Annotated in this window: 12 protein-coding genes; 7 read left to right on the top strand and 5 right to left on the bottom strand. The window is 70.4% G+C overall.

The window, feature by feature from the left end:
* The first annotated feature begins 468 nt into the window (after nucleotides 1–468).
* Nucleotides 469–1,110, top strand: coding sequence for a GNAT family N-acetyltransferase (locus Pen02_RS30115; RefSeq protein ID WP_203869528.1), 642 nt, complete (start codon nucleotides 469–471; stop codon nucleotides 1,108–1,110).
* Between the two features lie 119 nt (nucleotides 1,111–1,229).
* Nucleotides 1,230–2,162, top strand: a complete 933-nt coding sequence (locus tag Pen02_RS30120) for an ATP-grasp domain-containing protein (protein ID WP_239141539.1) — start codon at nucleotides 1,230–1,232, stop codon at nucleotides 2,160–2,162.
* Between the two features lie 383 nt (nucleotides 2,163–2,545).
* Here the strand turns inward: Pen02_RS30120 and Pen02_RS30125 are convergent, their stop codons facing one another.
* On the bottom strand, nucleotides 2,546–3,172 hold the full coding sequence (locus Pen02_RS30125; protein ID WP_203869529.1) for a TetR/AcrR family transcriptional regulator: 627 nt from the start codon (nucleotides 3,170–3,172) through the stop codon (nucleotides 2,546–2,548).
* Between the two features lie 38 nt (nucleotides 3,173–3,210).
* Between Pen02_RS30125 and Pen02_RS30130 the strand changes: the two genes are divergently transcribed.
* Entirely contained in the window at nucleotides 3,211–3,975 is a 765-nt protein-coding gene (locus tag Pen02_RS30130) for a hypothetical protein (RefSeq protein WP_203869530.1), read from the top strand.
* Nucleotides 3,976–4,121: 146 nt separating this feature from the next.
* Here the strand turns inward: Pen02_RS30130 and Pen02_RS30135 are convergent, their stop codons facing one another.
* The gene (locus tag Pen02_RS30135; protein WP_203869531.1) at nucleotides 4,122–5,099 is read right to left on the bottom strand and encodes a GlxA family transcriptional regulator; all 978 of its coding nucleotides are present in this window, start codon (nucleotides 5,097–5,099) and stop codon (nucleotides 4,122–4,124) included.
* Between the two features lie 297 nt (nucleotides 5,100–5,396).
* Between Pen02_RS30135 and Pen02_RS30140 the strand changes: the two genes are divergently transcribed.
* Both Pen02_RS30140 and Pen02_RS30145 read left to right on the top strand, forming a co-directional pair.
* Entirely contained in the window at nucleotides 5,397–6,035 is a 639-nt protein-coding gene (locus Pen02_RS30140) for an HD domain-containing protein (protein ID WP_203869532.1), read from the top strand.
* Nucleotides 6,036–6,049: 14 nt separating this feature from the next.
* Entirely contained in the window at nucleotides 6,050–7,009 is a 960-nt protein-coding gene (locus tag Pen02_RS30145) for an NADP-dependent oxidoreductase (RefSeq protein ID WP_203869533.1), read from the top strand.
* Nucleotides 7,010–7,118: 109 nt separating this feature from the next.
* On the opposite strand, the gene rph is transcribed toward Pen02_RS30145, so the two are convergent.
* A complete protein-coding gene (gene rph / locus Pen02_RS30150) occupies nucleotides 7,119–9,737 on the bottom strand; it encodes a rifamycin-inactivating phosphotransferase (protein ID WP_203869534.1) in 2,619 nt (872 codons plus the stop codon).
* Between the two features lie 363 nt (nucleotides 9,738–10,100).
* Here rph and Pen02_RS30155 point away from each other — a divergent pair, with 363 nt between their 5' ends.
* Both Pen02_RS30155 and Pen02_RS30160 read left to right on the top strand, forming a co-directional pair.
* Entirely contained in the window at nucleotides 10,101–11,129 is a 1,029-nt protein-coding gene (locus Pen02_RS30155; RefSeq protein WP_203869535.1) for a LysR family transcriptional regulator, read from the top strand.
* 59 nt (nucleotides 11,130–11,188) lie between these two features.
* Nucleotides 11,189–11,698, top strand: coding sequence for a nuclear transport factor 2 family protein (locus tag Pen02_RS30160; RefSeq protein WP_203869536.1), 510 nt, complete (start codon nucleotides 11,189–11,191; stop codon nucleotides 11,696–11,698).
* A gap of 123 nt (nucleotides 11,699–11,821) precedes the next feature.
* Here the strand turns inward: Pen02_RS30160 and Pen02_RS30165 are convergent, their stop codons facing one another.
* On the bottom strand, nucleotides 11,822–12,382 hold the full coding sequence (locus tag Pen02_RS30165; protein ID WP_203869537.1) for an SMI1/KNR4 family protein: 561 nt from the start codon (nucleotides 12,380–12,382) through the stop codon (nucleotides 11,822–11,824).
* 54 nt (nucleotides 12,383–12,436) lie between these two features.
* The gene (locus Pen02_RS30170; protein WP_203869538.1) at nucleotides 12,437–13,903 is read right to left on the bottom strand and encodes an MFS transporter; all 1,467 of its coding nucleotides are present in this window, start codon (nucleotides 13,901–13,903) and stop codon (nucleotides 12,437–12,439) included.
* Nucleotides 13,904–14,064 lie beyond the last annotated feature (161 nt).

The following is a 14,064-nucleotide window of genomic DNA, read 5'->3' on the forward strand; positions in this document are numbered from 1 at the left end:
CCCGGAAGCCTGCCGACCAGCCCAGGCCACAGGCCTTGGTACTCGGTCGTACGCGTAATGTAACGACCGGCCACCCCCGATCATTCCCGCAGACCGGGTTGATCATGGAATCTGGCGAGGGTCATTCGACTGGTGCCGGACGGCGATGACGTTCCGGACATCGGGCACGGTGCCCGCAGAGCGGCTCCAGCGACCCCGAAGCGAACACGGCCAGCACCCGCATCGGAGATCGGACAGGTTCGCACACGTCAGGCGATGAGGCAGCGCCTTGGGCGCATACGCATCTAGCCGTGGCCGGGGCGGACGAAGCGGCGGTGCGGGCGCTGCGCAAGCTCGCTGTTCCAGCCACAGCGGGACCAGGCCCGTCACGAGTGGTCTCGGCAGCGGCAGATCCCCTCGGAATCCCCTGGTCGTGGACGTGGCAGACTGATCGGATCGGCTGGGGAGGGTGTCGGGGAGTGGCCCAGGATGATCGAAATCCGTAGCTTCGCGGAGACCGACCGTGCAGCGTTGCGTGAGCTGTTCGGCCGGGCCGGCGAGGGGTCTCCGGCTTCGTTGTTGTGGGGGCACGAAGAGTCGGAGGCGGCCATGTACCTGGAGCCGTACATGAGCCAGGAACCGGACTCGTTGTTCGTCGCCGTGCGGGGTGGCCATGTCGTCGGCTACCTGGCGGGGTGCCTGGACAGTTCGACCCTGCCCAGCGAGAGAAAGCGCATGGAGCGGGCGATCGCGAAGTATCGGCTGGTATTCCGACCCAAACCCGCAGCCTTCTTCGCTCGCGGCATGGTCGACATGGCGTCGGCCGCGGTCCTGGGAAAGCCCACCGCGAGGGGCTTCGCCGATGCCCGTTGGCCGGCCCATCTGCACATCAACGTGACGCCCTTGGCACGGGGAACCGGCGCCGCCGACGGCCTGATGAAACGGTGGTTCGACCGACTCGTCCAGACCGGCTCGCCCGGGTGCTACCTACAGACCTTGGCCGAGAACACGCGTGCGGTGCGGTTCTTCGAACGCGTCGGCTTCGCCAGACACGGTCCGACTCCGGTAGTTCCCGGCGCCCGGCAGGGCGGCAGGCAGCTCCATCAGCAGACGATGGTCTGGCAGCCGTGACTGGCCGGGCTCACCAGCAGGCACCGTAGGGATCCGCGGCGATCAGACGGTGGAGGCAGAGCCCGGCTGGACGGCCGGTCAGCCAGCGCCGGGATAACAGTTCGAGGGCGGACGGCCGCGTGCGGCAGGATGTGCGCGTGATCCTGTTGGTTCCCGCGAATCCGCTACGGCCACGCCAACCGGACGAGCACTTCGCGGCGGAGGCACAGGCCGCGCGTGCTGCCGGGTTCGAGGTGGCGGTGGTCGACCACGACGCGTTGGCACGGGGCGGAGATGCGCGTCGGGCGGTCACATCGGTCTCCGGCAGCGGTACGGCCGTGTACCGCGGCTGGATGCTTCGCAGCGAGCAGTACGCCACGTTCGCCGAGCTGCTCGCCGAGCGCGGTGTGGTGTTGAGGACTGATGCTGAGCAGTACCGGCGGGCGCACGAGCTGCCCGGCTGGTATGCCGCTCTGGCCGCGGTAACGCCGCCGTCGGTGTGGACCACCGGCTCGGACCGGGCCGACTTCGACCGCGCGCGTGTCGAACTGGGCGCGGGACCGGCGGTGCTGCGTGACTACAGCAAGTCGATGAAGCACTACTGGGACGAGGCCGCGTTCATCCCGCACCTGGAGGACGGCGCGGCTGCGTGGAGCGTGGCGAGCCGGTTCTTGGAACTGCGCGAGGACGACTTCGTGGGCGGGTTCGTGCTGCGGCGCTTCGAGCGGTTCGCCCCCGCCGAAGTACGCACGTGGTGGGTCGACGGCGTATGCGTCCTGGTCGGACCGCATCCCGACAGCCCGAACGATTCTGTCCCGGTCGAGATCGACCTCGCCCCGGTCGCACCGTTGGTCGCCGGGCTCGGCCTGCCCTTCGTCACGGTGGACCTCGCTCTCCGCACCGACGGCGTGTGGCGGGTCGTCGAACTCGGCGACGGGCAGGTCAGCGACCGGCCAGCCGCCATCGAACCGGAAAAGATGATCTCGGCCCTGCTTGCCGCGTTCTCCCCTGCCGATGAGCAGATGGCCAGGGATCCCGCGCGAGGCCAGCCTGCCGACGTGCCGCCGGCGTGACGATCACGCGAGGCATCCGCAGTACCCGGATACGGACGTCGGTCGAGCGATGCGTCCGACCTGACCGTGGTCTCCGGGACGGTCGGCGTGGGACGACGGGCTGGCGCATGCGCCCCGTCTCACGCCAGGCGATCCGTTGCCGACGCTGACCCGAGCGGGAATTCGGGATGGTGTTCGGCCCAGGTCTCCTCATCGCCCTGGTCCGGCTGTCCACGACGGCGTACGGCTGGTTGGGGTCGTCCAAGGCGTCTGCGGGTGACGACTGACCTGCCTGCACGCCTCGTCGACCGCACCCACACACATGCTGCGCCGCGCCGGGTCGCCGCCGCCGGACCACTGCCTGTTCGCCCCTGGAGTGCGCCCTTGTCGGTCCGGGTCTCACCTCAGGTCAGGAGTTCGCGGGCCAGTACCTCGGTCCACCAGCGTTCGACGCGATCGGGTTGCCAGCCGCGTTCGTCGATCAGTGTGGTGTAGACGTCGATGTTGCAGATCGCCGCGTAGACGTCGACCGCCGACGGTACGTCCAGGCCGTTCCGGAGGACGCCGTCCGGCCACGACGAGAACACCTGGTTCCGGGTGTCGTCCGCCCGCCGACGGCCCTCGCGGTAGACGGTCGCCAGCGTGGGCTCGGTACGACCCGCCTCGCGTACGAGCGTGATGACGTCACCGGCACGCTCGAAGAGACGCCGGTCGTAGCCGGCCATCGCCGCGAGCTGCCGTACCGGATCGTCGGCGGCGCCTTCGAGTTCGGCGAGTAGCTGCGACGGATCCGCGGCCGCGTCCGCCGAGTCGGCCAGGGCTTGGACCAGCCCGGTCTTGTTGCCGTACGCCGCGTAGACGGTCGGCACCGAGACGCCGGCCTCCCGCGCCACGTCTCGTACCGTGGTCGCCGCCCAGCCCTGGGCGAGGAACAGCCGACGGGCGGCGCTGGCGATCCCACCCCTGGTCTCTGCCGCTTGCGCCGCCCGGCGCAGTGACTCGTACCGGCGCCTGCCTGCCTCGGCGGTCATACCTTGCCCCTTCGGTTTTCGGGTCTTATATTGAATATATGTCGCGTAAATCTGGCATCGAACCGAACACCTGGACGTTCTCACGGATCGCCGGACTCGCCGGACTCGGCTTCGCGATCCTGATCGCCACCACCAACGCCGTCCTGGTACCAGCCGGACTCCCGCACGCCGGTGCGGAGGGCGCCGACGTCGTCCAGTTCTTCACCACCCACCGGACGACCGTCGGCCTCGCGTCGGCACTCGCACCGATCGCCTGGGTGCTGGCCACCCTGTTCGGCGCCGGCGCGGTCGCCGTGCTGTGGCGATCCGACCGCGAGCAGGGCACGGCCTGGTCCCTGGTCGGGTTCGCCGGGGTGATCATGCAGAACGTCACCTTCACCGGCGTGATGGCCACCCGGCTCGCGCTCGCGTCGACGACCGTGCAGGACAGCGGCACGATCGCCGGCCTCTGGGCGCTGCACAACGCGCTGTTCGTCTTCAACGGCACCTTCCTGGCACTGGCCATGACCGGCCTGTCCATCAGCGGCCGACGCGCCGGCCTGATCCGCCGCTGGCACGGCGTGATCGGCCTGCTGGCCGCCGCACTCCAGTTCGGCTCGGCCGTGCTGAGTCCGCTGGTCGTCGACGACCCCGGTCCGGTCGGCCTCCTCGGCCTTGTCGGCTGGCTGATCTGGATCGTGTGGATCGTCGCCTACGGCGGCACACTGGTCCGCCGGACACCGGTCGCCCGACCCGAGGGCACCGGACGACCGGGCGCACCACTCCTGTCGGACCATCTCGACCGATCCGGCGGCAGGTCGTAGAGACGTTTCCGCAGCGCCCACGATCCGACATCGGTCCCGCACCACCGCGCCGCACGGTACAGGTTGAACAACGTTCGGTGGCCTGCCACATCCGGACCTGCCGACTACCGACGGAGACAGCGGCTCCCGCGACCACCACCGGAGTACTAACCCGCGTTGACGCGGCGGGCGGTGCTGAACCGTCGTTGATAGGCGGCGGGGCTGATCGAGAGCTTCCTGGCGAAGACCCGTCGCATGCTCTCGTAGCTGGGGAACCCGGCCAGGGTCGCGGCCTGCGTCGCGGTGTGTCCCCGGTCGAGCAGTGCCCTGGCCAGGTCGAACCGGATGCTTTCCACGTAGCGGGCCGGTGTCGTGGACAGCTCGTCGTGGAAGAGCCGGGTGAGGTGCCGGGTACTCACGTTCAGGTGTTTGGCGAGTTCACCGAGCGAGTGGTCGCCGCGCGGGTTCGCCGTCACCAGGTCGGTGACTCTGCGCAGCGCCGGCGAGCTGGGCGGCGGCCCCTGCAGCGGCGCCGAGAACTGGGACTGGCCGCCCGCACGCTGCATGTACACCACCAGGGCGCGTGCCACGTCACGCGCCAGGTCGGGTCCGTGGTCCTCCTCGACGAGCGCGAGCGCCAGATCGATCCCGGCCGTCACCCCTGCCGAACTGTACGTGGTGCCGTCGCGGACGTAGATCGCGTCGGGCTCGACCCGGCACGTCGGATGACGGGCGGCGAGTTCGTGCGCGACCTGCCAGTGCGTGGTCGCACGCTTGCCGTCGAGCGCACCGGCGGCGGCGAGGACGAACGCCCCGGTGCAGATCGACGCGACCCGACCGGCCACGGACGCCGGTATGCGTACGGCGTCCGCCAGGTCCGTCGGGACCCGGGCGCGCGGATAACGGTCGGACCCGGCCACCAGCAACGTGTCGAAAGCCGGCTCCGCCCCGACGGCACCGTCGACGCCGATCCGGACGCCGAGGTTCGACGGTACGTCCGCACCGGTCGGCGACAGCAGCACGATCCGGTACTCGGCACCGAACCGGTTCGCCACCTTGAACACCTCCGCAGGACCGGCCACGTCCAGCAACGTCACCCCGTCGTAGACGAGGATCCCGACGCGATGACGGCCGGCCTCCGGCATTCCGGTCCCGTCCGACCCGAATCCACCCGGCGAGCGGCCGGAACCCGGCGACACCGACCGCCTTCTGGTCGACGTCGACGGAACAGGAGGCACGGACACCGCTTATTCGTAGCACGCCATTACCGGCGAGAAAGGAGATCCTCGTGGCGGTGTCGCTCACGTTACGACTACCGCAGGCGAGAATGCCCTGTCCGGATATGAGTGATTCGTGGCCGGAAGAGGGCGGCGCCGTACGACGATCGGTGGGCAGCATGGCGGACGCACACGGTCCGCACACTTGCCGAAAGGTCGGAGATCATGCCAGAGGTAGTCGCAGGGTTGGAGATTCCCGAGACGGCGGCGGTCGCCGAGGCGACCAGGCACATTCAGGCGACGACCGGTCCCCTCATCTACCACCACTCCCGACGGGTCTTCTTCTTCGGCCTGATGCACGCGCACAAGCTCGGCATGAAACCAGATCCGGAACTGCTCTATCTGGCGGCCATGTTCCACGACACCGGCCTCCAGACTCCCTTTTCCGACACCGAGCAGCGCTTCGAGGTCGACGGGGCCGACCACGCGCGCAGGTTCCTCCTGGACCGGGGTTTCTCGACGTCCGCCGCCGAGACCGTCTGGACGGCGATCGCGCTGCACACCACGCCGGGCATCCCCGACCGGATGGCCCCGGAAATCGCGGCCACCTACCTCGGCGTACTGACCGACGTGCTCGGGCTCGGCCTGGACGGACTGGAACAGGGTCAACTGGACGAGATCCTCGCCGTCCACCCACGGGGGGACTTCAAGAACGAGTTCCTGCGCGCCTACGTCGACGGATTGAAGAACCGCCCCGAAACCACGCTCGGCACCGTCAACTCCGACGTACTCGAACACTTCGTCCCCGGTTTCCAGCGGGTGACGACGGTCGAGCGCGTCGTCAACTCACCCTGGCCGAGCTGAGAAAGGATTCGCAGGTGCGAGCAATCATCGTACGAGACCGTGACGCGGGCGTCGGCGGGCTCACCCTCACCGACATGCCCTACCCGCACGCCGCGGAGAACGACGTCGTCGTACGCGTACACGCCGCCGGCTTCACTCCCGGGGAACTCGACTGGCCGGCAACGTGGACCGACCGCGCCGGTCACGACCGGACACCCAGCATCCCCGGCCACGAGTTGTCCGGAGTCGTGGCCGAACTCGGCTACGGGACCACCGGCCTCACCGTGGGCCAGCGGGTGTTCGGACTGACCGACTGGGCCCGCAACGGATCCCTGGCCGAGTACACCTCGGTCGAGGCGCGCAACCTCGCCCCCCTCGCGGCCGACATCGAGCACACGGTCGCCGCCGCGCTGCCCATCTCCGGACTGACCGCATGGCAGGGCCTGTTCGACCACGCCCACCTCACGACCGGGCAAACCGTCCTCGTCCACGGCGCCGCGGGCGGCGTCGGCTCGATCGCCGTACAGCTCGCGCGGGAGGTGGGCGCCCGCGTGATCGGCACCGGCCGGGCCGACGACCGTGACGTCGCACTCCGCCTCGGCGCGCAGACCTTCCTCAACCTGGACGCCGAGGACGTGCGGCAGGCCGGCGAGGTCGACGTGGTGTTCGACGTCATCGGCGGGGACATCCTGGAGCGATCGACCGCGCTGGTACGCCCGGGCGGCACCCTCGTCACGATCGCCGCGCCACCCACGGTGCAGCCCCGGGACGGGCGAGCGATCTTCTTCGTCGTCGAACCTGACCGTGCCCGGCTGACCGATCTCGCGCAGCGTCTCCGGACCGGGCGGCTCAATCCCGTCGTCGGCGCTGTGCGGCCGCTCTCCGAAACACCCGCCGCGTTCGCCCGCCACCGCCGCACCCCGGGCAAGACGATCATCCAGGTCGCGGACGAACAGGGAACGGTCGCGGACGAACAGGGAACGCCACAGTCGTGACCAGTGTGCGGATGCCAGCGGCTCCATCGCCGGGACGACAGCGGCCCGGCACGGGAAAGCGCGACGATCGTGGAGAGTTCCGGGCGGAACGACGGACGAGCCTGCTCGGTCACGGCAGGATCTCGACGTACCCGTCGGTTCCGTGCACGCGGATCCGCTGCCCGTCCCGGACGAGTCGGGTGGCGTCCAGCACACCGACGACGGCCGGCAGGCCGTACTCCCGGGCGATCACCGCACCGTGGGTCATCAGGCCGCCCACCTCCGTCACCAGGCCCGTGATCGCGACGAACAGCGGCGACCAGCTCGGATCGGTGTAGGCCGTGACCAGGATGTCCCCCGGCTCGAAATCGGCCTCCGCGATGTCGAGGACGACCCGGGCCCTCCCCTCGACGGTACCGGCGGAGACCGGTAGGCCGACCAGGGCGCCGGCCGGCACGCCGTCGCGCCGGTACGCCCCGACGACGGCCTCGCCGTCCGAGGTGAGCACCCGGGGCGGCGTGAGCCCCTGGTACGCCCGGAACGCGTCCTTGCGCCGCCGGATGAGCTCGTCGTCGGCCCTGTTCGAGCGCACGACGTCGTGCAGTTCCTGGAACGTGAGAAAGAAGACGTCTTCGCGGTCCGGGATCACGTCGGCCCGCACGAGGCGGTCGGCCTCGGCCAGCAACGCCTGCTTGTAGACGAAGTAGCGGCTGACGATGCCGTACTTCGGGTACTCCCGGTACCCGATGAAGGTCCGGACCCGGTCGATCATCCACTTGGTCTCGGCGGCCTTCCGCTCCCCGTCCGGCAGGGCCCGCAGTCGGGCGAGTATGTCCCGTTCCTTCTGCTCCGCCTCCTGCCGTCCCTGCGCGAAGCGCCGCTCGGCGGCGCCCGGCTCGAAGTTCCTGACATGGTCCAGGATCAGCGGCACGAGGGTACTGGGGCGTTCGCTCCAGCGCGGCCTCGTGATGTCGATCTCGCCGGCGCAGCGCATGCCGTACCGGTCGAGGTATGCCTCGATGGCGTCGCGCGCCTCGGTACCGCCCGCGAGCTTCGGCAGGTCGTCCAGGAAGCCCTCGCCCCCGACACTCCGCAGGAACGCCACCACCTCCGGGTACGGGCGGATCACGTCGGCGACGTCGAGCAGCGCCAGTCCCATCTCCGAGGTGACGTTGTCCGGGGCGGACAGCGTGAGCGTGTCGGCCGCGTTCCTCTCGCCCAGCCACTCCTGTAGCTGGTCGTTGAGCCACCAGGTGGCCTCCATCCCCGCCATGATCGCCTGCATGTTCAGCGGATCGCCGAGAACCCGCTTGTGCTCCTCAAAGGCCCCCAGCAGGAAGTCGAACAGTGCCGGCCCGGTCAACGTCGCGATGTCGCGCCGGAGGGCCGCGATGGACGCCTGGCTGCGCCCGACCAGCTCGGTGACGATGGCCGGGTCGTTCTCGATCGGGGTCGGCGCACCGCCGGGAGCTGGCGCCGAGCGGGCTGATCCTGCTGACCGGTCCGCTGCGTCCGGAAGCGACGGAAGGAAGTCGTCCCGGTCGAGAATGGTCTCCAGTGCGTCCCGGAGCAGCGGATCGGACCTTCCCACCATCTCCAGGAAGCCGGCGCGGCTCGTCGGCGAGGCCAGCCGCCGGGTGGCGTCGACGAACAGCCTTCCGCCGGCCTCGTGCATCGGCGCCATGGCCGTCAACTGCCACACGGAGATCCCCAGTGGCTTCATGGGGTCGGTCATCATCTGTTGGTGCCCGACCGAGATGTAGACGTGGTTCTCCGCGTCGCCGGTCTCGGGAATGGGGAACAGCGTGGTGATCGGCCTGCTCTGGACGACCTGGAACTCGTCGTCGACGAGGCACCACTCGATGTCCTGCGGGCTGCCGAAGTGCGCCTCGATCCGCCGGCCGAGCTGCACGAGCCGTACGACCTGCGCATCCGTCAGCGCCGGCTGCTCCTGACGCTGCGGGTCGACCACCACTTCGCCGGTACCGCCGGCTGGCAGGGCGTGCACGGCACGCTGCTTGGCGGCGATCGTCCTGGCGACGATCCGGCCGTCGCGCACCTTGAAGACGTCCGGGTTGACCAGGCCGGAGACCAGGGCCTCGCCGAGACCGAAGCTGGCATCCACGGTGGCGACCTTCCGGTTGCCGGTGACGGGGTCGGCCGTGAACAGGATGCCGGCCGCACGTGGGAAGACCATCTGCTGCACGACCACGGCCATCTGGACCGTACGGTGGTCGATGCCGTTGCGCTGGCGGTAGGTCACGGCCCGCTCGGTGAACAGCGACGCCCAGCACCGGCTGACGTGCCGGAGGATCGCCGCCGGTCCCACGACGTTCAGGTACGTGTCCTGTTGGCCGGCGAAGGAGGCCGTCGGCAGGTCCTCCGCCGTCGCGCTGGACCGCACGGCGTAGCCGACCTGCTCGCCGGGTCGAGCGAGCGCGCCCGTGATCGCCGCCGCGAGATCGCCCGGAACGGCGATCTCTTCGATGGTCCGGCGGACCTCCGCGCTGAGCGTGCGGATCGCCTCCCGATCGTCCGGCCGCAGGCGTGAGAGCCGATCGAGGCGGTCGTCGATCGACGGCGCCTCCGCCATGATCCGCCGAAAGGCGTCCGTCGTCACGCAGAAGCCGGTCGGCACCCGGATGCCTTCGACCCGGGTCAGCTCGCCCAGGTGCGCGCCCTTGCCGCCGACGACCGCGACCCGCGTCTCGTCGACATCTTGAAGATCCAACACGTACTGCTCGATCATCGCCGTACCTCCGTGGCACCCGTACTCCCCCGCACTCCGCTGCCCGATCGGGCCACCCACGCCTCCACCGCCGCTCCGGGCACCGGCACGGCCTCGCCGTCACCGCGTCCCTCGTAGGTCGACCCCGACACACGCACGTCGTGCCCCCATTTCTGCAGGTTGTGGCCTCGGCCGACGATTCTGCGCCAGGACACGGGTCTTGCCGCAAGCCCCCGGGTGCGTTATACGTTAAGAGTGGCAGGGAGACATTTCCCTGCCTTTGTCCTTGCCGCCCGCCGGAATCGGCAAGCTTCCTGCGCAGCGGTTCGGCACCGGGTCGAGGCAACATCCGACGACCTGGGTTGGCCGTGATAGCTGTTGTCCATGGACGTGCACCTGCGCGAGCTGCGCTACTTCGTCGCCGTGGCCGAGGAGCTGCACTTCACCCGGGCGGCCGAACGACTCTTCGTGTCCCAGCCGGCGCTGTCCAAACAGATCCGGGCGCTGGAGACGCGGCTCGGCTTCCCGCTGTTCGGCCGGACCGCCGCCCGGGGAGTCTGGCTCACCCCGGCGGGCGGCGCCCTGCTGCCGGCGGCCCGACAGACACTTGCCACGTTCGAGGAAGGGCTGACGGCGGCCCGACCACTGGCCCGGCGTCGGACGTTCACGGTGGGCATGCAGACGGCCGTCGGTCGGGATCTGCAAGGGCCGGCTCTCCAGGCGTTCCAGGCTTCGGCCGAGGGCTGGACGGTCTCGATTCGACTCGTCGGCTGGACCGACCCGACCGCCGGCCTGGCCGACGGGAGCAGCGACGTGGCGTTCGTCTGGCTGCCGGTACCCGCCGACGGCCTCGACACCCGCACGCTGGCCCGGGAACGACGTTGGGTGGCCCTGGCCGCCAACCACCGGCTCGCCGGCACCGTCGGTCGTCACCTGGACAGCGGCGGCACCGGGCTCCGGCCGGCGGGCACCGGAGAGGCCGGTGCCGGTCCGGCCGGGATCGCCGTCGGCGGGGCGGTCGTAACCGGTCCCGACCCGAACGGTGCCGATCCGGCCGGGGTGGCCGAGCCGACCGCCGTCCGGTTCACCGACCTGCTCGCCGAGCCGTTCGTCGCGCTGCCCGCCGCCGCCGGACCGCTGCGGGACTTCTGGCTCGGGCTGCCGGAGCGGGGCGGCCGGGCGCCGGTGGTGGCCGGCGAGGCGAGTACCCCGGACGAGGTGTTCGAGATGGTCGCCGCAGGGCTGGGCGTGGCACTGCTCGCCGAGGGCAACGTCGACCTGTACCGGCGGCGGGGCGTGGTGTGCCGTCCGGTACACGGCCTCGCGCCGGCCGAACTCGCCGTGGCCTGGCGGGTCGGCGACGAGCGGAAGGTGGTGGCGGACTTCCTCCACCGGCTGCCGGCACCGCTATAACCGGTGGTTATCGAGTCGGGTCTTGGACGCCGGCACCGGCGGCGATCCACGATCGGGCCATGCGCAGACCGCTTGCCACCACCCTGATGGCCGTCATCGTCGCCACCCTGACCGCCGCCTGCGGCACCGCCGAGCCGAGTCGGTCGGTCGACCCGCCACGGACGTTCGGCAGCCCGTCGGCGATCAGCCCGACCGCGTCGGCGCCCGTCGACGTCTCGCCCGGCGTGGCGGACGACGACCGGGCGGCGATCGAGGAGGTCGCGGCACGGTTCGCCACGGCGGCGAACGCCGGGGACGAGGAGGCGGTGGCCGCGCTCTTCGCCCCGGACGCACGCTTCGACAGCGTGGGCCGAATCTATCCGTCCCGGGACGACATCATGACCCGGTTCCTGGTCCCCGAGGTGCTCCGGGTCGGCGGACGGTACGAGCCCGGCGAGCGGCGGTGGGACGGTACCCGACTGACCGTGACGTACCGGTTCACCACCGCGTCCGGGGGGCGGGAGGAGTTCACCTACGCCTACCTGGTCCGGGACGGTCTGATCCGGGACGTGGTCGGCCGGTACCTCTGATTTCCGAACCGCCGTCGTCCCGGACGACCAGCTCGTGCCGCCGGCCGGCTCCGGTGCGAGCCGGTCGGCGGAGACCTCGGACTCGGCGGCTACGGACTCACACGGACCGGTGCACGCCAGGGTTCAGGCGGCATCGAACCACGGCTCACCCGCCGCCCAGTGTCGGACCCAGCCGAGGAATCCCGACGTGCCGGTGGTGTGCCCGAACTCCCGGCCGAACGGGACCGCCCCCTCGCCGCTGATGTTCCAGATGTGGCCGCGATGCGGCCCCGTCACGACGAGATGCCAGTACATCCCGCAACCGTCCGTGCCCAGGACGATCGATCCGTGGTCGAAGACCGGGTCGAGCAGCGGTTGGATCTCCGCGTACGGTCGGGGATCCTCCTCCCAGAGCCACGCCCGAGTCAGCGGAAAGGTGGCGCTCAGGTCGCGTACGGGGCGGGAGTCACCCCAGTCCTCGGGCATCTCGGCCAGCCCGACGAGGCCGAAGTCCGGCGGCCCGGAGAAGGACCCGTCCGTGATCTCCGCGACGAAGGACCGGTACGGCTCGGGCAGGACGATGCCGTGCTCCGCCTCGAAGGCGTACACCCCGGCCCAGCCCAGTGCCGACTCACCCGCATCGTCGACCTGGAGAGCAGCGCGGAGTTCGGCCAGGTGGTCCGGGTCGGCGTGATCCGTGTTCACGGGCGCAGAGTGTGCCACACGTCCCACCGTGTGCGCTCGACACCGCCGGCAGCTCTACCGCCCTTGCCGCTGCCGCCGACGTGGCAGGGCGCTGAGCAGGGGCGGAGACGTCCAGGCGGGTTCCCCTCGGCTCTGCCAACGTTCCAGGTCCGGCGTTTCCAGACGTGGCCGGCCCGACAGGTACAGCGCGGTTGCCCCGACGAGCCCGACGACGGCGATGGCGAGACAGATCCAGAGCGCGTCGCGGGTACCGGCGATCTGGTTGTCGCCAAGTGTTCCGGCGAGGAACACCAGGATCGGGGCGGTCAGGAAGGCGGTCACGGCCCGCAGCAGTTCGATCAGGGCGAACACCCGTTGCAGTTGCTTCGACCGCAGGGACAGACCGGCCAGGAAGAGGGCCGGCGAGACCGCCGCCGCCACGCCGAGCCCGATCAGGCCGGTGGCCGCCGCGAGGGCGGGATCGACCGCCGGAACGGTGACCATCAGCAGCGCGACGGCTGCCACGACCATCAGCAGCCCGGCGGCCGGCAGCAGCGGGGTGAACCGGGTACGGAACAGGACCGCGAAGAGTGCGGCGACGGCGATGGCCGCGACGAACTCCGGAAGGAAGACCAGCGCGGTGGTGGTCGGTGTGCTGGCGGTACGCAGCACCGCCAGGAGCAGCTCCATCGCCCCGAAGGCGGCGGCGCTGGTGGTGAGCGCGGCGAGAATCCCGGCCAGGGGCACGGAGGTGGCGAGCGCCTTGACCGGTACGAGCGGATTCGGCAGCCGGTACTCGTAGGCGACCAGGAACGCGATCAGCGCGGCCCCGGCGGCGAGCGGGACCACCGACTGCACGTCGGCGGTCATGCTGGCCTGTAGTTGGCCCGCGCCGTAAAAGGCCGCGCCACAGCCGGTGATGCCCAGGGCCAGTGCCACGAAGTCCCAGGGTGCGCCGGGATCCTGGGCCGGTGTGTCGCGGAAGGTCAGTACCGCGAACAGCAACGCCAGGCCGGCAACCACCGCGACGCCCCAGAACAGCCATCGCCAGCCGTGCGCGGCGGCCTGCAACGCGCCGACGGTCGGGCCGACGGACACGGCACCGAAGATGCACAGGTTCAGGATGCCGGCGCTGATCGGCATCTTGCGCGCCGGCCAGGAGGTGACCAGCGGGGGCAACGCGGCGATCAACATCAGGCTGGTCAGCAGCCCCTGGGCGATGTAGGCCCCGATGAACACCGTCGCGTTCGGGGCTGCGGCGGCGAGTACGGAGGCGGCGAAGAAGCACACCTCGTAGCCGATGAGCATCCGGCGCGGCGGAAGGTGCAGGGCGAACTGCGCGGCCAGCAGGGTGCCGACGGCGTACGCCCCGGCGGAGAGGCTGACGGTCACCAGCAGGGCGGGGCGGGACATGCCGAGGTCCATGGAGATGATCTCGCTGAGCGGGAACACCGCCACCGTCAGGACCAGGTACGGGACCAGGGAACAGACGACCAGGGTCACCGCCCCGGGGTAACTGTTCGCGAGCGGTCCCTGGCGCACCTGGGCGCGTTACCCACGGCGTACCCGGATAAACCGAGAGTGACGGTCCGCAGCTCGCCCGGAAGCGGGTGGGGTCTCGGCGTGACGAGCCTTACAAACCGTTCGGGGCACCAACGATGGGGGGTATCGTTCGTCGGGCTAACGTTAGTGCGGTAAACGTT

Origin of the sequence: Plantactinospora endophytica, assembly GCF_016862915.1 — a bacterium.
In the GTDB taxonomy this organism is placed as follows: Bacteria; Actinomycetota; Actinomycetes; order Mycobacteriales; family Micromonosporaceae; genus Plantactinospora; species Plantactinospora endophytica.

Coding starts and splice junctions, on each gene's coding strand:
- Pen02_RS30115 (WP_203869528.1), top strand. CDS start 469: ATGATCGAAATCCGTAGCTTCGCGGAGACCGACCGTGCAGCGTTGCGT.
- Pen02_RS30125 (WP_203869529.1), bottom strand. CDS start 3,172: ATGACCGCCGAGGCAGGCAGGCGCCGGTACGAGTCACTGCGCCGGGCG.
- Pen02_RS30130 (WP_203869530.1), top strand. CDS start 3,211: ATGTCGCGTAAATCTGGCATCGAACCGAACACCTGGACGTTCTCACGG.
- Pen02_RS30135 (WP_203869531.1), bottom strand. CDS start 5,099: ATGCCGGAGGCCGGCCGTCATCGCGTCGGGATCCTCGTCTACGACGGG.
- Pen02_RS30140 (WP_203869532.1), top strand. CDS start 5,397: ATGCCAGAGGTAGTCGCAGGGTTGGAGATTCCCGAGACGGCGGCGGTC.
- rph (WP_203869534.1), bottom strand. CDS start 9,737: ATGATCGAGCAGTACGTGTTGGATCTTCAAGATGTCGACGAGACGCGG.
- Pen02_RS30155 (WP_203869535.1), top strand. CDS start 10,101: ATGGACGTGCACCTGCGCGAGCTGCGCTACTTCGTCGCCGTGGCCGAG.
- Pen02_RS30160 (WP_203869536.1), top strand. CDS start 11,189: ATGCGCAGACCGCTTGCCACCACCCTGATGGCCGTCATCGTCGCCACC.